The organism is Kitasatospora sp. NPDC004745, assembly GCF_042873275.1.
Lineage (GTDB): Bacteria > Actinomycetota > Actinomycetes > Streptomycetales > Streptomycetaceae > Kitasatospora.
On record NZ_JBIALK010000014.1, the window covers coordinates 96,249 to 112,084 of the forward strand.

Here is a 15,836-nt window from a genome sequence, read left to right on the forward strand (position 1 = left end):
AGGAGAGTCCCTTGACGACGAAGTCCGCAGCCGCGGCAACCCGCGCCACCACCCACGGCTACCCCCGCCAGGGCCGCGACCGGGAGCTCAAGAAGGCGGTCGAGGGGTACTGGAAGGGCGCCGTCACCGCCGACGCCCTGCTCGCCACCGCCGCCGACCTGCGCCGGGAGAACTGGCGGCAGCTCGCCGAGGCCGGCGTCCACGAAGTCCCCACGGGCGACTTCTCGCTCTACGACCACGTGCTGGACACCACCGTCGCCGTCGGCGCCGTCCCCGCCCGCCACCGCGCCGCGGTCGACGCCGACCCGCTCGACGGGTACTTCGCCATGGCGCGCGGCACCCAGGAGGTCGCTCCGCTGGAGATGACCAAGTGGTTCGACACCAACTACCACTACCTGGTGCCCGAACTCGGCCCCGACACCGTCTTCACCGCCGACCCGGACCACCAGGTCGCGCAGCTGCGCGAGGCCCTCGGCCTCGGTCACGACGCCCGCCCGGTGCTGGTCGGCCCCGTCACCTACCTGCTGCTCGCCAAGCCCGCCCCCGGCGTCGCCGAGGACTTCCAGCCGATCACCCTGCTCGACCGGCTGCTGCCCGTCTACGCGCGACTGCTCGCCGAACTGCAGGCGGCCGGTGCGCAGTGGGTGCAGCTGGACGAACCCGCGCTCGTCCAGGACCGCACCCCGGCCGAGCTGAACGCCGCCGCCCGCGCCTACCGCGAGCTGGGCGCCCTCACCAGCCGGCCCAGGCTGCTCGTCGCGAGCTACTTCGACCGCCTCGGCGCGGCCCTGCCGGTGCTCGCCGCAGCCCCGGTCGAAGGCCTCGCCCTGGACTTCACCGGCCCCGCCGCCGCCAACCTGGACGACCTCGCCGCCGTCGGCGGGCTGCCCGGCAAGCGGCTCGTCGCCGGCGTGGTCGACGGGCGCAACATCTGGATCAACGACCTGGAGAAGTCGCTCGCCACCCTGGCCACCCTGCTCGGCCTCGCCGGCAGCGTCGACGTCGCCACCTCCTGCTCGCTGCTGCACGTCCCCCTCGACGCCACCGCCGAACGGGACCTGGACCCGCAGATCGCCCGCTGGCTCGCCTTCGCCAGGCAGAAGACGGCCGAGACCGCCCTGCTCGCCCGCGGCCTGCGCGAGGGCACCGGCGCGATCGCCGCCGACCTCGCCGCCAACCGCGCCGACCTCGCCTCGCGCGCCGGCTCCCCGATCACCCGGGACCCGGCCGTCCGCGCCCGGGCCGCCGCCGTCAGCGCGGCCGACGCCCGCCGCCCGCAGGCCTACCCGCAGCGCGCCGAGGCCCAACGCGCCCGCCTCGGACTGCTGTTGCTGCCCACCACGACGATCGGCTCGTTCCCGCAGACCACCGAGCTGCGCACTGCCCGCGCGGACCTCGCCGCCGGGCGGATCGACGCCGACGGCTACCGCGGGCGCATCGAGGCCGAAGTCCGCGAGGTCATCGCCTTCCAGGAGAAGGCCGGCCTCGACGTCCTCGTCCACGGCGAGCCCGAACGCAACGACATGGTCCAGTACTTCGCCGAACAGCTCACCGGCTACCTCGCCACCCGGCACGGCTGGGTGCAGTCCTACGGCACCCGCTACGTGCGCCCGCCGGTGCTCGCCGGGGACATCTCCCGGCCGCACCCGATGACCGTCGACTGGTTCCGCTACGCCCAGGGCCTCACCGACCGCCCGGTCAAGGGCATGCTCACCGGGCCGGTCACCATGCTCGCCTGGTCCTTCGTCCGCGACGACCAGCCGCTCGCCGACACCGCCCGGCAGGTCGCCCTCGCCCTGCGCGACGAGGTCGTCGACCTGGAGGCCGCCGGCGCCGCCGTCGTCCAGGTCGACGAGCCCGCCCTGCGCGAGACCCTCCCGCTGCGGGCCGCCGACCGCCCGGCGTACCTGGCCTGGGCCACCGAGGCGTTCCGCCTCGCCACCTCCGGGGTGCGCGCCGACACCCAGGTCCACACCCACATGTGCTACGCCGAGTTCGGCGCCATCATGACGGCCATCGACGACCTCGACGCGGACGTCATCTCCCTGGAGGCCACCCGCTCCCACATGCAGGTCGCCGGTGAGCTCGCCGCCGCCGGCTACCCCCGCGAGGTCGGCCCGGGCGTCTGGGACATCCACTCCCCGCGGGTGCCCGGCACCGAGGAGGCCGTGGAACTGCTGCGCGCCGGGCTGGCGGCGATCCCGGCCGAGCGCCTCTGGGTCAACCCCGACTGCGGCCTGAAGACCCGGGGCTGGCCGGAGACCCGCGCCTCGCTGGACAGCCTGGTCGGCGCGGCCCGCCGCCTCCGGGCCGAACTCGCCGGCTGAGCCACGGCCCCGCACCGGGGCGGGCCCGTTGCCCGCCCCGGTGCGGGGCCTCCGGCGCGGTCGGGACGGACGGGTGACGGCGACCGAGGGCGGCGCCCGTGCGGCGGGTTGCCGGGGTCGATCGGGATCCGGGGCGGCAGGATGGCCCCGGCGGGGTGCCGCCGCGCGGACCGGAGGGCCCGCGGGAGCACCCGCCGACCACACCCGCTCCCCCCGACGACACCTCGTCGCCGCCACTCCGGAGGGTCACACGACACGGATCACCCGCGAGACCGTGCTGCGGACGGCGACCTTCTGGCTCCGCCCGGCGTTCGCGCTGCGCGTGTTCGGCCGGTTCCAGCGGCTCGTGGGCTTCGACCGCTCGATGGCCCTGGCCTCGGCCGCGCTGACCGCGCTGGTGCCGCTGGCCATCGTCTGCAGCTCCCTCGTGGTCCGGCTGGGTGGCAAGGACGTCGCCGAACGCGTCATCGACCGCTACGCCCTCACCCAGGACGGCGCCGAAGCCGTCCGCCACATCCTCTCCTCGTCGGGCGGCTGGAGCAGCGTGGGGCTCTTCGGCCTCGCCTTCCTGCTCGTCTCGGCGCTGAGCTTCGCGCGGGCCGCCCAGCGGCTCTTCGAGCAGGGCTGGGAGCTGCATCCCCTGAGCGTGCGCAACACGGTGAACGGTCTGAAGTGGATCGCCCTGCTGGCCGGGTACGCCGCGCTGAGCGGCTGGGTCCACGCCGTGCTCGGCCGCGGGACGCTGGAGCTGGGCGCGTCCCTCCTGGTGGCCCCGGTGACGGCGGTCTTCCTCGTCTGGAGCGGCCGGCTGCTGTCCGCCGCCCGGATCAGCAGGGGCGACCTGATGCCGTTCGGCTTCATCGGGGCGGCCCTGCTGGCCGGCTACTCGGTGGCCATGAGCGTCTACCTGCCGTACCTCTTCAACTCAACCACGAACCGTTACGGGGCGATCGGGGCGGTGTTCGCGATGCTCTCCGCCCTGTTCGGGGCGATGTTCGTGGCCGTGTCCTCGGCGGCGCTCGGACGGGAGGTGCAGGAGGAGCTCGACCGGATCGGCCGCGGCGAGCGCCCCCCGGACAACGAGGTCCGCCAGGAGTGGGACACGGTGATCCGCCAGGCGCGGTCGCGTTGGGAGACGACCCGCGGCCCGAGCGTCCTGGGCCGTCTGACGCGGAAGCACTGAACGGGCCGTCGGGTCCGCGCCCGGGGGCGTCGAGCGGGTGCTACTCGAACCGCGACGGGTCCCCGGCGCCCTGACGGACGATCTGCGGCGTCCCGTCCGAGAAGTCGACCACGGTGGTGGGCTCGGTGCCGCAGTCCCCGGAGTCGACGACGGCGTCGAGCACGTGGTCGAGGCGCTCCTTGATCTCCCAGCCCTGGGTCATGGGTTCGGCGTCGCCGGGCAGCAGGAGCGTGCTGGACAGGAGCGGTTCGCCGAGTTCGGCGAGCAGGGCGCGGGTGACGGCGTGGTCGGGGATCCTGACCCCGACGGTCTTCTTCTTGGGGTGCATCAGCCGGCGGGGCACCTCCCTGGTGGCCGGGAGGATGAAGGTGTAGCTGCCGGGCGTCGCCGCCTTGACGGCGCGGAAGACGGCGTTGTCGATGTGGACGAACTGCCCGAGCTGGGCGAAGTTCTCGCACATCAGGGTGAAGTGGTGGCGGTCGTCGAGCCGCCGGATGGAGCGGATCCGTTCCAGGCCCTCGTGGTTGCCCATGGCGCAGCCCAGGGCGAAACAGGAGTCCGTCGGGTACGCGATGAGGGCCCCCGCGCGGAGACTGTCGGCCACGGTGCCGATGGTGCGGGCCTGCGGGGTCTCTGGATGCACGTCGAAGTACTTCGCCATTCGCCCGACCCTACGGGATCCGCCCGCCCCGCCGCGCGCAGCCCCGCGGTGCGGACCGGCCGCGGCCCCGGGTCACCGTGGGTGCCGGAGCGGGCCGGTGCCGGGGTCGGCGCCGGTCAGGTCGCGGCTGAGGTCCCACAGGTGCGCCGCGACGGCGGTGTCCGTGAGGGTGCGCCAGCGAGGTTCCAGCCGGGGCCTGCCGCGCAGGCCGGCGACGCGCGGGCCCCACAGCTGGCCGCCGCGCACCGCCGGGTCGAGGACCGCCCGCACGGCGGGCCAGGCGCCGGCGTGCTTGCCCTGGAGGAGCACGGCGGCGGGCGCCCCGCGCAGCGCGGTGCCGGGCGTCCGGGCGTGCACGGGCGGGCGTGCCGGGGTGAGCGAGTCCAGGGCCCCGCCGGGGTGGGCCAGCACGCTCGCCACCGTGCTGCCGGCCGCGCGCAGACGGCGGTCGAGTTCGAGGCCGGCGTGCATCTGCGCCAGCTTGGACCGCGCGTAGGCCCGCTTGGGCACGTAGTCCCGCCGGGACTGCGGGTCGGCGAGGTCCAGGTGTTCGGACTTCGCCGCGAAGCTGCCGATGGTCACCACGCGGGCCGCCGGGGCGGCTGCCAGGAGCGGCATCAGCCACCCGGTCAGCGCGAAGTGCCCCAGGTGGTTGGTGCCGAACATCAGCTCGTGGCCGGCCGCGGTCTCCACCCGCGGCGGATCGTCGAGCGCGACCCCGGCGTTGAGGACCACCGCGTCGAGGCGGGGTGACCCGAGGGCGTCCGGCACGGTGCGCAGCGACGGGAGGTCGGCGAGGTCCAGCTGCAGCGTGCGGACCCGGGCGCCCGGCACGCGGTCGCGGATCACGGCCCGGGCGGCCTCGGCACGCGCCGGACTCCGGCTGCCGAGCACGACGGTGGCTCCGGTGGTGGCCAGCTGCTCCGCGATGAAGTACCCGATCCCGGCGTTGCCGCCGGTGACCAGGACGACCTGCCCGTCGGCGCGGGGCGGTCGGTGCACGTTCCACGGCAGGGGTACGGACGGCATAGGGGTGGCTCCTGGGCGTTCGAAGGACCGGCGGTGTCCCCACGGGGAGTGGGTGTGCCAAGCCTCGGCGCGGCCGCTCACAGATCGCCGACAGGTCACCGTCGGCGCGGTCAGCCGGGTGTCAGGCCGGGTGCGGGCGCGTCCGGGGGCGCTCCGGGCAGCGGTCCCGCGGCCAGCAGCGCCGTGACGGCCGAGGCCGCGAGGCGGTGCCAGTCCCCGGCCCCGGCGAGCATGGCGTGGCCGCCGCGCGGCACGTCGAGGTAGCGGACGTCCGCGCCGGCCCGCGCGGCCCGGGTGGCGAAGGCGCGGGACTTGCGGGCGCTGGTGACCTGGTCCGCCGGGTCGTGGAGGACGACGATCCGTCGGCCGCGCAGGTGCTCCGCCCCGTCCACGGGCTCGCACCACGGCGCCAGGAGCACCGCGCCCACCACCTGGGGCTCGTCGGCGGCGGCGAGGGCGGCCCGGCCGCCCATCGAGTGGCCGAGGAGGACGATCCGGACGTCGGGCGCGTGCGCGACGAGCTCCCGCACGGCCGCGCGGGCGTCGGCGACCGGGTGCGCCTGCGGGCCGTTCCAGCCGCGGTGGCGGTAGTGCACCTCGGCCGTGGTGAGCGCGGCGTCGCCGACGCGGCGGCGCACGGCCGCGGCGAACACCCGCATCCGGAGCCTGGCCAGGCCCAGTCTGGGCGGTGGGTCGAGGCTCTCGGCGCGGCCCCCGGGCAGGACGAGCAGCACGGCCGGACGCTCCTCGGGGTCCGGCGGCGAGGGGTCCGGCGGCGAGGGGTCCGGCGGCGAGGGGTCCGGGGGCGGGGGGTCCTGGGGCGAGGGCTCCGGAGGCGAGGGGTTCGTGGGCATGCCGGGCCCGCTCAGGTGACCGTGACGACGGTGCTGTGCCAGCCGGTGGCGCCCGCCGGGAAGGGGGTGGCCCGCTCCTCGGTCTGGACGGCGCCGGTGGCGTCGGTGGCCCGGGCCTCGAGCCGGTGGGTGCCGGGCGTGGCGCCGGCCCAGGTGTGGCTCCACTGCCGCCACAGGTCGGGGCCGCCGTCGGCGGCGAGCAGGGCCTGCCGCCAGGGGCCGCCGTCGACGCGGACCTCGACGGCGGCGACGCCCCGGTGGGTCGCCCAGGCGGTGCCGGCCACCGTGACCTCGCCCGCCGGGACGCGGGCGAACGGCGCCGGCACCTCGATCCGCGCGGCCGTCCGGACGGCCCCGGTGCGGTCCCAGCCGCGGCGCACCCAGTACGGGTCGAACGCGGCGAAGGTGGTGACGTCGAGGTCGACGAGCCACTTGGTCGCGGAGGCGTAGCCGTAGAAGCCCGGGACGATGCTGCGGCAGGGGAAGCCGTGGGCGACGGGCAGCGCCTCGCCGTTCATCGCGACCGCCAGCAGCGCGCGCCGGCCGTCGAGGACCGACTCCAGCGGGGTGCCGATCGTCATGCCGTCCTGGGAGCGGCCGACCAGCTGGTCCGCGCCGGGCCGCACGCCGGCCCGGCGCAGCAGGGCGGGCAGGGAGGCGCCCAGCCAGCGGGTGGTGCCGACGTAGGGCCCGCCGACCTCGTTGGAGACGCAGGACAGCGTGTGGTCCAGCTCCTCCAGCGGCTCGTGCAGCAGGTCGTCGAAGGTCAGCAGGAGCGGGTGGTCGACCATGCCGTGGATCCGCAGGGCCCACTGCCGCGGGTCGATGCGTGGGAGGGTGAGGGCGGTGTCCACCCGGTAGAAGTCGGCGTTCGGGGTGACGAACGGGGACAGGCCCGCGACCTTGGGCCGCAGTGCCGCCGGGGGCGGCGGCAGCGGGTCCGCGGCGGGCGGGATACGGACGGCGTCCCGGGCTGCGGCGACGTCGGTGCGGCGGTCCGACAGCGTGCGGCCGCCGACGCCGGCGAGTGCGCCGGCCACGACCGTGCCGCCGGTGGCGGCCAGGACGGTCCGGCGGCTGCTCCCCGCTCGCCCGGCGGGTACGGCCGCCGCGGCGGCAGTCACCGACGTGGGCCCGGTGGTCCGCAGCAGGCGTGCCAGCGCGAGCACGGCGGCCGCGCCGACCAGACCCGCCGCCAGGGCGGGCGCGGCAGCCGCCGGGTGCGCGTCCGGGCGGGACGCCGCGGCCCAGGCGCCCGCGAGGGCGAAGACGCCGAAGACCCCGGCGCCGTACGCCGGGCGGCGGGCGGCCAGCAGTCCGGCGAGGGCGGCGAGCAGGGCCGTGGTCAGCAGGATCCCGCCGAGCAGGACCGGCTTGTCGTCGGTGCCGAAGGTCCGGACGGCGTACTCCTTGAGCGGGGTGGGCGTCAGGTCGATCGCCGTCGAGCCGACGGCGATGACGGGCGCCGTGTCCGGGCCGGTGAGGGCGGCGAGCAGCTCGCCGGCTCCGAGGGCGGCGGTGGCCGCGGCCAGCCCGGCCGTCGCGGCCGCGCCGGCCCGCAGCAGGCGGGCGCGGTGCGGTCGGGGGTGCGGAGGGGGCTGGGAGGGGTGGTTGCTCACGCCCGGGATTCGGGGCACCCGGCACGGCGGATGGGTGGGCGGCCGCGCGGGAGCCGGGCTGTGCACCGGCCGGGCCTCACCAGCCCGCGATGCGCCCCACCGCGAAGCCGACGCAGCAGATCACCAGCACGGCGATGACGAGCAGCGGGATCCAGCCGGGCCAGGCGGTGTGCAGTTCGACGGCCTCCGGCGTCGAGATGCCCGCGGACGTCGAGCCCTCGCACTCGGGCGTCTCGGTCGGTCGCGGTGCGGCGGCCGGGCGCAGCGGCGGTGTGGCGGCATGGGTGGTGCTCATCGTTCCTCCCGGGCGGTCGGGGGCCCTGTCCGGCGCCGACCGCCGGGTCCGGGCGGGCCCGCGGTCGCGGGTCACCGGGAAGGCCGGGCGCCTCACTCGATCGTGCGCCGCCGGGGCCCCGGCCGCCAAACCGCAGCGCTTCCGCAGCGCGCGGGGGCGGCCGCCGGCGGTGCCGCTCCGGGCGGTGGGGCGGGCGGCACCCCGGGGGGCGGGGGCGGGTCGTCGCCGCGCCGGACGTTCGTGAGTCGTAAGGTCCGGTGCCCCGCCCCCGCCCCCGTCCGTTCCTACAGTGGCCGGGACGTTGTTCGCGAGAAGAGAGGTGGACCGGGATGACGGTCGACCAGAACGCCCTGCCCACGGCCGAGCTGGGCGTGATCGGCGGCTCCGGGCTCTACGAGCTGCTGGAGGACGTGACCGAGGTGCGGGTGGCCACCCCGTACGGCGAACCGAGCGACGCGCTGTTCGTGGGCGAGGTGGCCGGCCGCCGGGTGGCCTTCCTGCCCCGGCACGGGCGCGGCCACCGGCTCCCCCCGCACCGCATCGACTACCGCGCCAACCTGTGGGCGCTGCACTCCCTGGGCGTGCGGCAGGTGCTGGCGCCCTGCGCGGTGGGCGGCCTGCGCCCGGAGTACGGGCCGGGCACCCTGCTGGTGCCCGACCAGTTCGTGGACCGCACCTCCGGGCGGGTGCAGACCTTCTACGACGGGCTGCCGCTGCCGGACGGCACGGTGCCCGAGGTGGTGCACGTGTCGGTGGCCGACCCGTACTGCCCGGCGGGGCGGCGGGCGGCGATGGAGGCCGCCCGGGAGGCCGCCTGGGAGCCGGTCGACGGCGGCACGCTGGTGGTGATCGAGGGTCCGCGCTTCTCCACCCGCGCGGAGTCCCGGTGGTTCACCGCCAACGGGTGGTCGGTGGTCGGCATGACCGGGCACCCGGAGGCCGTCCTGGCTCGTGAACTCGGGCTCTGCTACACCTCGGTGGCCCTGGTCACGGACCTCGACGCCGGTGTGGAGAGCGGCGAGGGCGTCACCCACGGCGAGGTGCTGGCGGTGTTCGCCCGCAACGTCGACCGGCTGCGCACCGTGCTGTTCAAGGCGCTGGAGGGCCTCCCGGTGGTCCGGGAGTGCCCGTGCGGTCACGCCCTGGACGGTCTCACGACCGGTCTGCCCGGGGTGCCGGGCGCCTGACGGCCCGCCCGCGGCGCCGCCACCGCCCGACGAGCGCGACCAGCAGCGCGACGCCGGCGGTGGCGGCCAGCACCAGCAGCCAGTTGCGCAGGTACGGCAGCGGCAGCACCGACGGGTTGCCGTGGTCGTCGTCGGCGCGCAGCACGGCGGGCAAGCCGACGGCGGTGACGGCCGCCGCGACGACCAGCCAGCCGCGCAGCACCGGCCCGCGGACCGCGAACGCGCCCAGCAGGCAGACCAGCGGCACCCACAGCCCGTCGTGGAGCACCAGCCCGCCGATCCCCCAGACCGCGACGTCCAGCGGGTCGGTGATGTACGGGTCTGCGAGCAGCCCGGAGAGGCCGTAGCCGATCACGGCGAGGCCGGCGGCCAGCAGCAGGGCGCGCAGGGCGGCGGTCATGCGATCACCTCGATGCGGGTGACCCACTTGGTCTGCAGGACGCCGGGCCGGTTCGGCGCGATGACGCGGGCGGGGAAGCCGTGGTCCGCGGCCAGGACCTCGCCGTCGACCCGCAGGGCGAGCAGGCTGAGCGGATCGTCGACGTAGGGTGCGGGCATCTCCATCACCCGGTACGGCCCGTCGGCCTCCAGCGACGTGACCCGTACCGCCGAGCCGGGCGGGGCGCCGGCCCGTCGGACCAGGTCGGCCATCCGGACCCCCGTCCACCGGGCCGCCGCGCTCCAGCCCTCCACGCAGGAGATCGGCAGCTCGGCGGAGTGCTGGGGGAGTTCGCCGAGCTCGGCGAGGGTGAGTTCGAACGGCTGCGGCCCGTCCACCCGCAGCCGCCAGTCCGCGGGCACGGTGACGGTGCCGGCCTGGGCGGCGGTGCGGTTCACCGGCAGGCCCTGCGGGCCGATGTCGGGGCGGCGCGGGGCCAGCAGGTCCAGGGAGCGCAGCCAGGGCACGCTCTGACCGGCGGTCACCAGGGTCACCACACCGGCGGCGGCGGTGGTCGCGGCCAGGAACGCCCGGCGCTGCGCCAGGGCCGGAGCGGCCCGGCGCCACCAGACGGCGGCGATCAGCGGAGCCTTGACCGCGAGGTGCACCAGCAGCCCGCCGGTGGCCAGCCAGCCCAGCCAGAAGTGGGTCTGCCGGAACGGGAACGGCCACGGGTACCACTGCAGGGTGTTCAGCAGACCGGTGAACAGCTCCAGCAGGACGGCCGCCACCAGGACGGCGATGCCGAGCCGCTCCAGGGCGTGCAGCACGCTGCGCGCCGGCGGCCACTCGAAGAGCCGCGGGTAGACCGCCCAGAGCTTCGCACCGACCAGCGGGATCGCGGCCAGACCACTGATCACGTGCAGCCCCTGGGTGACCCGGTAGCCGTTCACCGGCCGCGCGGGCAGGTGCGGCGCGAGCCACCCGGGCGGGTCCTGGAGCAGATGGCTGGTCAGACCGGTCAGGAAGCAGACCAGGAGGGCGGCGCCCAGCCAGCGGCCGACGACGACCACCGTCCGCGGTTCGTGCAGCGGAGAGCTGAACGCCCCGTCGCGGAAGGGCCCGCGGCGCAGGAACGCCGGGGGAGCGGGCAGTGGCGGGTCGTAGCGGCGGCGGGGGGCCGGGGTGCCGGAGTCGGCGGGTTCGGTGTCCACCCGTCCATCGAAGCGCCCCGCAGCGCCCGGCCGGTGGTCCGACGTGCTTACGTGTTTCGAACGGCGGCCTCGCCACCGGCCTCGCAGCGGCGGCCCGGTGGGAGGGTGGCAGGCGTGATCCCCCGTACCCTCCTGCCCTGCCTCCTCGCCCTCGCCGCCCTGGTCACCGCCCTGGCGCTGACCGTCGCCGGCGCCGTCGCCCTCCCGCGGCCCGGCTGGTACCTCCTCGACCTCGCCCTCTTCGCCGCCGCCGTGCTGACGCTGCGCAGGGTGCCCGGCGCCCAGGTCGTGCCGCTGGTCCTGGCCGGCGGCGTCGCCGTGGCCGCCGTCGGGCTGCTGGCGCCGCCGCGCAGCAGCGACGACGCCTACCGCTACGTCTGGGACGGCCGGGTCCAGGCCGCCGGGATCTCGCCCTACGCCCGCACGCCGGACGATCCGGCGCTGGCCCCGCTGCGCGACCCGGGGCTCTTCCCCGTCGGCGACGGCTGCACGGGCTGGGACGAGCGGCGCACCACGGCGGGGGACTGCACCCGGATCAACCGGCCGGCCGTGCACACCGTCTACCCGCCGGTGGCGCAGGCGTGGTTCCTCGCGCTGCACCCCTTCGGCGGCGGGGTCCGCGGTGTGCAGGCCGGCGGCGCGGTGCTGGCGGTGGCGACCACCGGGCTCCTGCTGGCGGTCGGGCGGGAGAAGTGGCAGGCCGCACTCTGGGGGTGGTTCCCCGGAGTGACGGTGTGGGCCGTCAACGACGCGCACGTGGACACGCTCGGCGTGCTGCTCACGGTCGGCGGGCTCGCCTGCGCGGCGCGCGGGCGGGCCGTGCGCGGCGGGCTCCTGCTCGGCGGTGCGGTCGCGGCCAAGCTGCTGCCGGCCCTCGCCCTGCCCGGCGCGCTGTCCGGTCTCCTGGCCAGGCGCCCGACCCGCGGCGACCTCCTGCTCGCCGGATCCGCCCTCGGTGCCTTCGCCCTGGCCTACCTGCCATACGTCCTGGCCTCCGGAACCTCCGTGCTGGGCTACCTGCCGGGCTACCTGCGGGAGGAGGGCTACGAGCAGGGGCACATCGACCGCTTCGGGCTGCTCCGGCTGGTGCTGTCCGATGGCCTCGCGCCGTGGGCGGCGGCGCTGGTCCTCGCGGCTGTCGTGGTCCGGGTCCTGCTCCGGGGCGACCCGCACCGGCCGTGGGCCGGCGCGCTCCTGGTGACGGGCACCGCGCTGCTGCTGGTCGCGCCCTCCTACCCGTGGTACGGGCTGCTCGTGGTCGGGCTGGTCGCCCTCGACGGCCGCTGGGAGTGGCTGGCCGTCCCGGCCGCCGGGCAGGCGCTCTACCTCGCCGGCGGCCAGGCGGCGCAGCAGCTCTCCTACGGGGCGGCGCTGTGCGTCGTCCTCCTCGTCCCGCTGCTGCGGCAGCGCCGCGGGGCACGGCCGGCCGTGGCGGTGGGCGCCGAGAAGTGACGGAAGTCTGACGTCCCGGTGCCGGGCCTGGCGGTTTCGTCCCCCGCCTGGTCGAATCGGCGGCGTGAGCGAACAGATCGAAGAGGGCCGGGGCACCCCGGTGGGCCGCCGCGTGGTGCTGGGCCTGCTGGGGCTCGGCGCGGCGGGAGTCGCGGTCGGCCCGTACCTCCAGAAGGCCCAGGACGCGGTGGCCGGCAAGGACCCGACGGGCCTCACCGGCCTGCTGCCGGGCGGCGGCGGGTTCCGGTACTACTCCGTGGTCCCGTCGGTCCCGACGAAGGGGCCGGACACGTACGCCCTGACGGTGGACGGGCTCGTGGAGCGCCCGGGCAGCTACCGCCTGGCCGACCTCCAGGCGATGCCGCAGCGCCGGATCGTGCGGGACGTGCAGTGCGTGACCGGCTGGCGGGTGCCGAACACGCCGTTCGAGGGCGTGCCGCTGGCGCACCTGCTCGACGCCGCCGGCGTCAGGGCGGGCGCCGGCGCGGTGCGGTTCAGCTGCTTCGACGGCGAGTACACCGAGAGCCTCACCCTGGAGCAGGCCCGGCGGGACGACGTGGTCGTCGCGCTCAAGCTCCAGGACGCCCCGATCTCCCACTCGCACGGCGGGCCGGTGCGCCTGTACGTGGCGCCGATGTACTTCTACAAGTCGGCCAAGTGGCTCTCCGGGATCACCGTGACCGCCGGGGTGGAGCCGGGCTACTGGGAACAGAACGGCTATGACGTCGACGCCTGGGTCGGCCGCTCGAACGGACGTGACGATGCCCCGACCGGCTGACCTCCTGCTGCGCTTCACCCGCGCCGAGCGCTGGGTGCACCGCACCACCGCCGCTCTGATGCTGACCTGCCTGGCGACCGCCGCCTGTCTCTACCTCGCGCCGCTGGCCGAACTGGTCGGCCGCCGGCGGCTCGTCGTCACCGTGCACGTGTGGTGCGGCCTCGCGCTGCCGGTACCGCTGCTGGTCGGACTGGCGTTCCGCGCGGTGCGCGCGGACCTGTCGAGGCTGAGCCGCTTCCAGCCCGTGGACCGGGCGTGGCTGCGGGCCACCCGGGCGCGTGCCGCGCACCGCCCGGCGGGGAAGTTCAACGCCGGGCAGAAGCTCTACGCCCAGTGGACGCTCGGCGCGATGCTGGTGATCCTCGGTACCGGCCTGCTGATGTGGCTCACCCACCTGGCCCCGGTGGCCTGGCGCACCGGCGCGACCTTCGTCCACGACTGGCTGGCGGTGGCCATCGCCGTGGTGACCGCCGGCCACGTCCGGATGGCCCTGCGGGACCCGGAGGCCCGGCGCGGGATGCGCACCGGGCTGGTCGACCGGCGCTGGGCCGAGCGGGAGCACCCGCAGTGGCGGGGCGGGAGCCCCTCGGGCACGCCGGAGTAGCGTTCGCGGCGTGCCCGAGGGATCCCGCGGCGTGCTCGCGGGGTTCCGTCAGTCGGTGTGGGCCGCCCGGCGGAAGGCGAGGAAGCGGCGGCCGTGGGAGGACCAGCGCTCCGTCTCGACGAGGCCGGCCCGCCCGGCCCGTCGGGCGGTGGCCACCGCACCGCAGCGGGCCCAGCGGAACGGCGGGCCGAGCCGCCCGTGGCGCCCCTCGACCCGGACGGTGATCCGCTCGTCGATCTCCCGCGGGTCCACCTCGACCAGCAACACGCCGCCCGGCGCGAGGAGTTCGGCACTGCGGCCGAGCAGCAACCCAGGGTCGCCGCCGATGCCGAGATTGCCGTCGGCCAGTAGCGCGCCGCCCCAGCGGCCCTCCGCGGGCAGCCGGTCGAACACCGACCGGCACAGGGCGGGCCCGCCGAGCCTCCTGGTCCGGGCCACGGCGGCCCGGGTGATGTCGACGCCGAGCGCCGGCACCCCGAGGCCCAGCAGGGCCGCGACCAGCCGGCCGGGGCCGCAGCCGAGGTCCACCACCGGCGCGGCCAGCCCGGTGCAGCGCTCCAGCAACCCGTGGTCCGCCCCGGCGGCGGGCGCGCACCAGCGCTCCACGTCGAGCGGGATCCGGCCGCCGTCCTCGCGGCGCAGCCACAGCGGGCCCCGGCCGGCGCGGACGGCCTCGGCGAACGGGTCGTCCGTCCACGCTCCGGCCTGTGCGGCCACTCCGGTCCGCGTGGTCGGCTCCACCTGCGTGGTCGGCCCGGTCTCCGTGGTCACCCCGTCACCTCCCGGGCGCCCTCGATCGCCTGCAGACAGGCCGCGAACCTGCCGCCCGGCGCCTCGGCGGCGACGTCCCGGGCGTCGCTGATGGTGTCCACGTCCGTGACCACCGGGAGGTGCTCGGTCACCAGGCCCTCCGCGGCCAGCCGGTCGAGCAGGCCCCTTCCGGTGTCCGCGGTCGACATCGGCAGGCCGAGGAGCAGCCGCCGGGCGAGTCGCTCGCCGGGCCGGGCCAGGCCGAGCGCCCAGAAGCCGCCGTCGCCGGCCGGGCCGTACCAGGCGTCGACGCCGGCGCGCCGGGCGGGCGACAGGGCCCCGGCGAGGAGCGCGGCGTCCAGCTGCGGGGTGTCCATGCCGACCAGCAGGGCCGGCGCCTCCGGGGCGATCCGGCCGGCGTGCGCGAACGCGGCGGCGAGCCGGGCGTCCAGTCCGCCGGCCACCTGCGGCACGACCTGCCAGCCGGGCGGCAGCCAGTCGCCGACGGCGCCGTCCAGGACGAGCAGCCGCCGGCCGGCCGGCACCCGGGAGAGGACGGCGAGGGTGTCGGTGAGGGCGGCCTCGGCCAGCGCCGCCGCCTGCTCGGGCGTGCAGGGCGGCGTGAGCCGGGTCTTCACCCGGCCCGGGACGGGCGACTTGGCGATCACCAGCAGGGTCGGCGGCGGCGCGGCCAGGACGGCCCGCATGTCGCGGACGGCCTGCCGGGTGCCGCGCACCGTCCCGGTGACCTTGGAGCGGCCCGTCCGCGGCAGGTAGTCGACGGAGGTCTCGGCGATCCGCATTCCGGCCGCCGACGCCGAGAGCACCATCTCCAGCGGGTAGCCGGAGCGGCGGTCGCCCAGGCCGAGCGCCAGCAGCCGGTCACGGCGGGCGGCCCGCATCGGGCCGAGGTCGTGCAGCGGTGCGCCCGTCCGGGCCCGGAGCCGGCGGGCCAGGGCCGCGTTGGCCAGGCGGGCGTGCAGCGGCCACGCCCCGGCGGCGGCGGGGCGGCGCCGGCCGAGCACCAGGTCCGCCGAGCCGGCGAGGACGGGCGCGGCGACCCGCGGCAGCTGGGCCGGGTCCAGCGAGCCGTCGCAGTCCATGAAGCAGACCAGCTCGGCGCTCGCGGCGAGCAGCCCGGCGTGGCACGCGGCGCCGAAGCCGCGCCGCGGCTCCGCGACGACCGTCGCGCCCAGCGAGCGCGCCACCTCGGCGGAGCCGTCCCGGGAGCCGTTGTCGACGACGATCGCCCGCCAGCCCGGGGGCACCCGCCGCAGCACCCAGGGCAGGGCCGCGGCCTCGTCGAGGCAGGGCAGGATCACGTCGGCACGCGGCAGCTCGGCTCGCGGCAGCTCGGCACGAGGCCAGGAAGGAGTCGGAGGGATCACGTCGGCCACGCTAGGCGCGGGCGGGCCCGCGGCGGCCGAACCGCGCCCTTACGAAAGTCCTACGTCGGCCCGGCGGAGGTGCGGCGCTCGGACGGGGCCCCGGAGCGGCCGGAGCC

At 76.9% G+C, this 15,836-nt stretch carries 15 protein-coding genes and 1 pseudogene; 6 read left to right on the plus strand and 10 right to left on the minus strand.

What is annotated here, in order from left to right:
* The first annotated feature begins 11 nt into the window (after window positions 1-11).
* Together metE and ACFYUY_RS22745 are read left to right on the plus strand one after the other, a co-directional pair.
* Window positions 12-2,327 (plus strand): 5-methyltetrahydropteroyltriglutamate--homocysteine S-methyltransferase, encoded by a 2,316-nt coding sequence (metE, locus tag ACFYUY_RS22740; RefSeq protein WP_387902955.1) that lies wholly within the window; start codon window positions 12-14, stop codon window positions 2,325-2,327.
* A gap of 274 nt (window positions 2,328-2,601) precedes the next feature.
* Window positions 2,602-3,510 carry a hypothetical protein gene (locus ACFYUY_RS22745; protein ID WP_360221114.1) on the plus strand — a complete coding sequence of 303 codons (909 nt, stop codon included), beginning with the start codon at window positions 2,602-2,604 and terminating at the stop codon, window positions 3,508-3,510.
* A gap of 40 nt (window positions 3,511-3,550) precedes the next feature.
* Here the strand turns inward: ACFYUY_RS22745 and ACFYUY_RS22750 are convergent, their stop codons facing one another.
* From ACFYUY_RS22750 to ACFYUY_RS22770, 5 genes are all read right to left on the minus strand, one after another.
* Window positions 3,551-4,171, minus strand: a complete 621-nt coding sequence (locus ACFYUY_RS22750; protein ID WP_387902957.1) for an L-threonylcarbamoyladenylate synthase — start codon at window positions 4,169-4,171, stop codon at window positions 3,551-3,553.
* Window positions 4,172-4,243: 72 nt separating this feature from the next.
* On the minus strand, window positions 4,244-5,200 hold the full coding sequence (locus tag ACFYUY_RS22755; RefSeq protein WP_387902960.1) for an SDR family NAD(P)-dependent oxidoreductase: 957 nt from the start codon (window positions 5,198-5,200) through the stop codon (window positions 4,244-4,246).
* A gap of 110 nt (window positions 5,201-5,310) precedes the next feature.
* Window positions 5,311-5,934 (minus strand): serine aminopeptidase domain-containing protein, encoded by a 624-nt coding sequence (locus ACFYUY_RS22760; RefSeq protein WP_387902963.1) that lies wholly within the window; start codon window positions 5,932-5,934, stop codon window positions 5,311-5,313.
* Window positions 5,935-6,065: 131 nt separating this feature from the next.
* The gene (locus tag ACFYUY_RS22765; protein ID WP_387902966.1) at window positions 6,066-7,673 is read right to left on the minus strand and encodes a molybdopterin-dependent oxidoreductase; all 1,608 of its coding nucleotides are present in this window, start codon (window positions 7,671-7,673) and stop codon (window positions 6,066-6,068) included.
* A gap of 76 nt (window positions 7,674-7,749) precedes the next feature.
* Window positions 7,750-7,968 (minus strand): DUF6480 family protein, encoded by a 219-nt coding sequence (locus ACFYUY_RS22770; RefSeq protein ID WP_360221128.1) that lies wholly within the window; start codon window positions 7,966-7,968, stop codon window positions 7,750-7,752.
* A 329-nt stretch (window positions 7,969-8,297) separates the two neighbouring features.
* On the opposite strand from ACFYUY_RS22770, the gene ACFYUY_RS22775 reads away from it, so the two are divergent.
* Window positions 8,298-9,155, plus strand: coding sequence for an S-methyl-5'-thioadenosine phosphorylase (locus tag ACFYUY_RS22775; RefSeq protein WP_387902969.1), 858 nt, complete (start codon window positions 8,298-8,300; stop codon window positions 9,153-9,155).
* On the opposite strand, the gene ACFYUY_RS22780 is transcribed toward ACFYUY_RS22775, so the two are convergent.
* Together ACFYUY_RS22780 and ACFYUY_RS22785 are read right to left on the minus strand one after the other, a co-directional pair.
* On the minus strand, window positions 9,121-9,555 hold the full coding sequence (locus ACFYUY_RS22780; RefSeq protein WP_360221134.1) for a hypothetical protein: 435 nt from the start codon (window positions 9,553-9,555) through the stop codon (window positions 9,121-9,123). The two genes, ACFYUY_RS22775 and ACFYUY_RS22780, sit on opposite strands and share 35 nt — an antisense overlap.
* Entirely contained in the window at window positions 9,552-10,667 is a 1,116-nt protein-coding gene (locus tag ACFYUY_RS22785) for a molybdopterin-dependent oxidoreductase (protein ID WP_387903130.1), read from the minus strand. The genes ACFYUY_RS22780 and ACFYUY_RS22785 overlap by 4 nt, the downstream gene beginning before the upstream one ends.
* Before the next feature lie 195 nt (window positions 10,668-10,862).
* Between ACFYUY_RS22785 and ACFYUY_RS22790 the strand changes: the two genes are divergently transcribed.
* From ACFYUY_RS22790 to ACFYUY_RS22800, 3 genes are all read left to right on the plus strand, one after another.
* Entirely contained in the window at window positions 10,863-12,200 is a 1,338-nt protein-coding gene (locus ACFYUY_RS22790; protein ID WP_387902971.1) for a glycosyltransferase 87 family protein, read from the plus strand.
* Between the two features lie 64 nt (window positions 12,201-12,264).
* The gene (locus ACFYUY_RS22795) at window positions 12,265-12,978 is read left to right on the plus strand and encodes a molybdopterin-dependent oxidoreductase (RefSeq protein WP_360221140.1); all 714 of its coding nucleotides are present in this window, start codon (window positions 12,265-12,267) and stop codon (window positions 12,976-12,978) included.
* Window positions 12,962-13,582, plus strand: a complete 621-nt coding sequence (locus ACFYUY_RS22800) for a cytochrome b/b6 domain-containing protein (protein WP_360221143.1) — start codon at window positions 12,962-12,964, stop codon at window positions 13,580-13,582. Before ACFYUY_RS22795 ends, ACFYUY_RS22800 begins: the two co-directional genes overlap by 17 nt.
* Window positions 13,583-13,630: 48 nt before the next feature.
* Here the strand turns inward: ACFYUY_RS22800 and ACFYUY_RS22805 are convergent, their stop codons facing one another.
* From ACFYUY_RS22805 to ACFYUY_RS22815, 3 genes and pseudogenes are all read right to left on the minus strand, one after another.
* Window positions 13,631-14,353 (minus strand): SAM-dependent methyltransferase, encoded by a 723-nt coding sequence (locus ACFYUY_RS22805; RefSeq protein ID WP_387902974.1) that lies wholly within the window; start codon window positions 14,351-14,353, stop codon window positions 13,631-13,633.
* Entirely contained in the window at window positions 14,350-15,039 is a 690-nt protein-coding gene (locus ACFYUY_RS22810) for a DUF2064 domain-containing protein (RefSeq protein WP_360221178.1), read from the minus strand. The genes ACFYUY_RS22805 and ACFYUY_RS22810 overlap by 4 nt, the downstream gene beginning before the upstream one ends.
* Window positions 15,013-15,717, minus strand: a pseudogene (locus ACFYUY_RS22815) (glycosyltransferase family 2 protein); the annotation flags it as partial. The pseudogene ACFYUY_RS22815 and the gene ACFYUY_RS22810, both read right to left, overlap by 27 nt.
* Window positions 15,718-15,836: the final 119 nt, after the last annotated feature.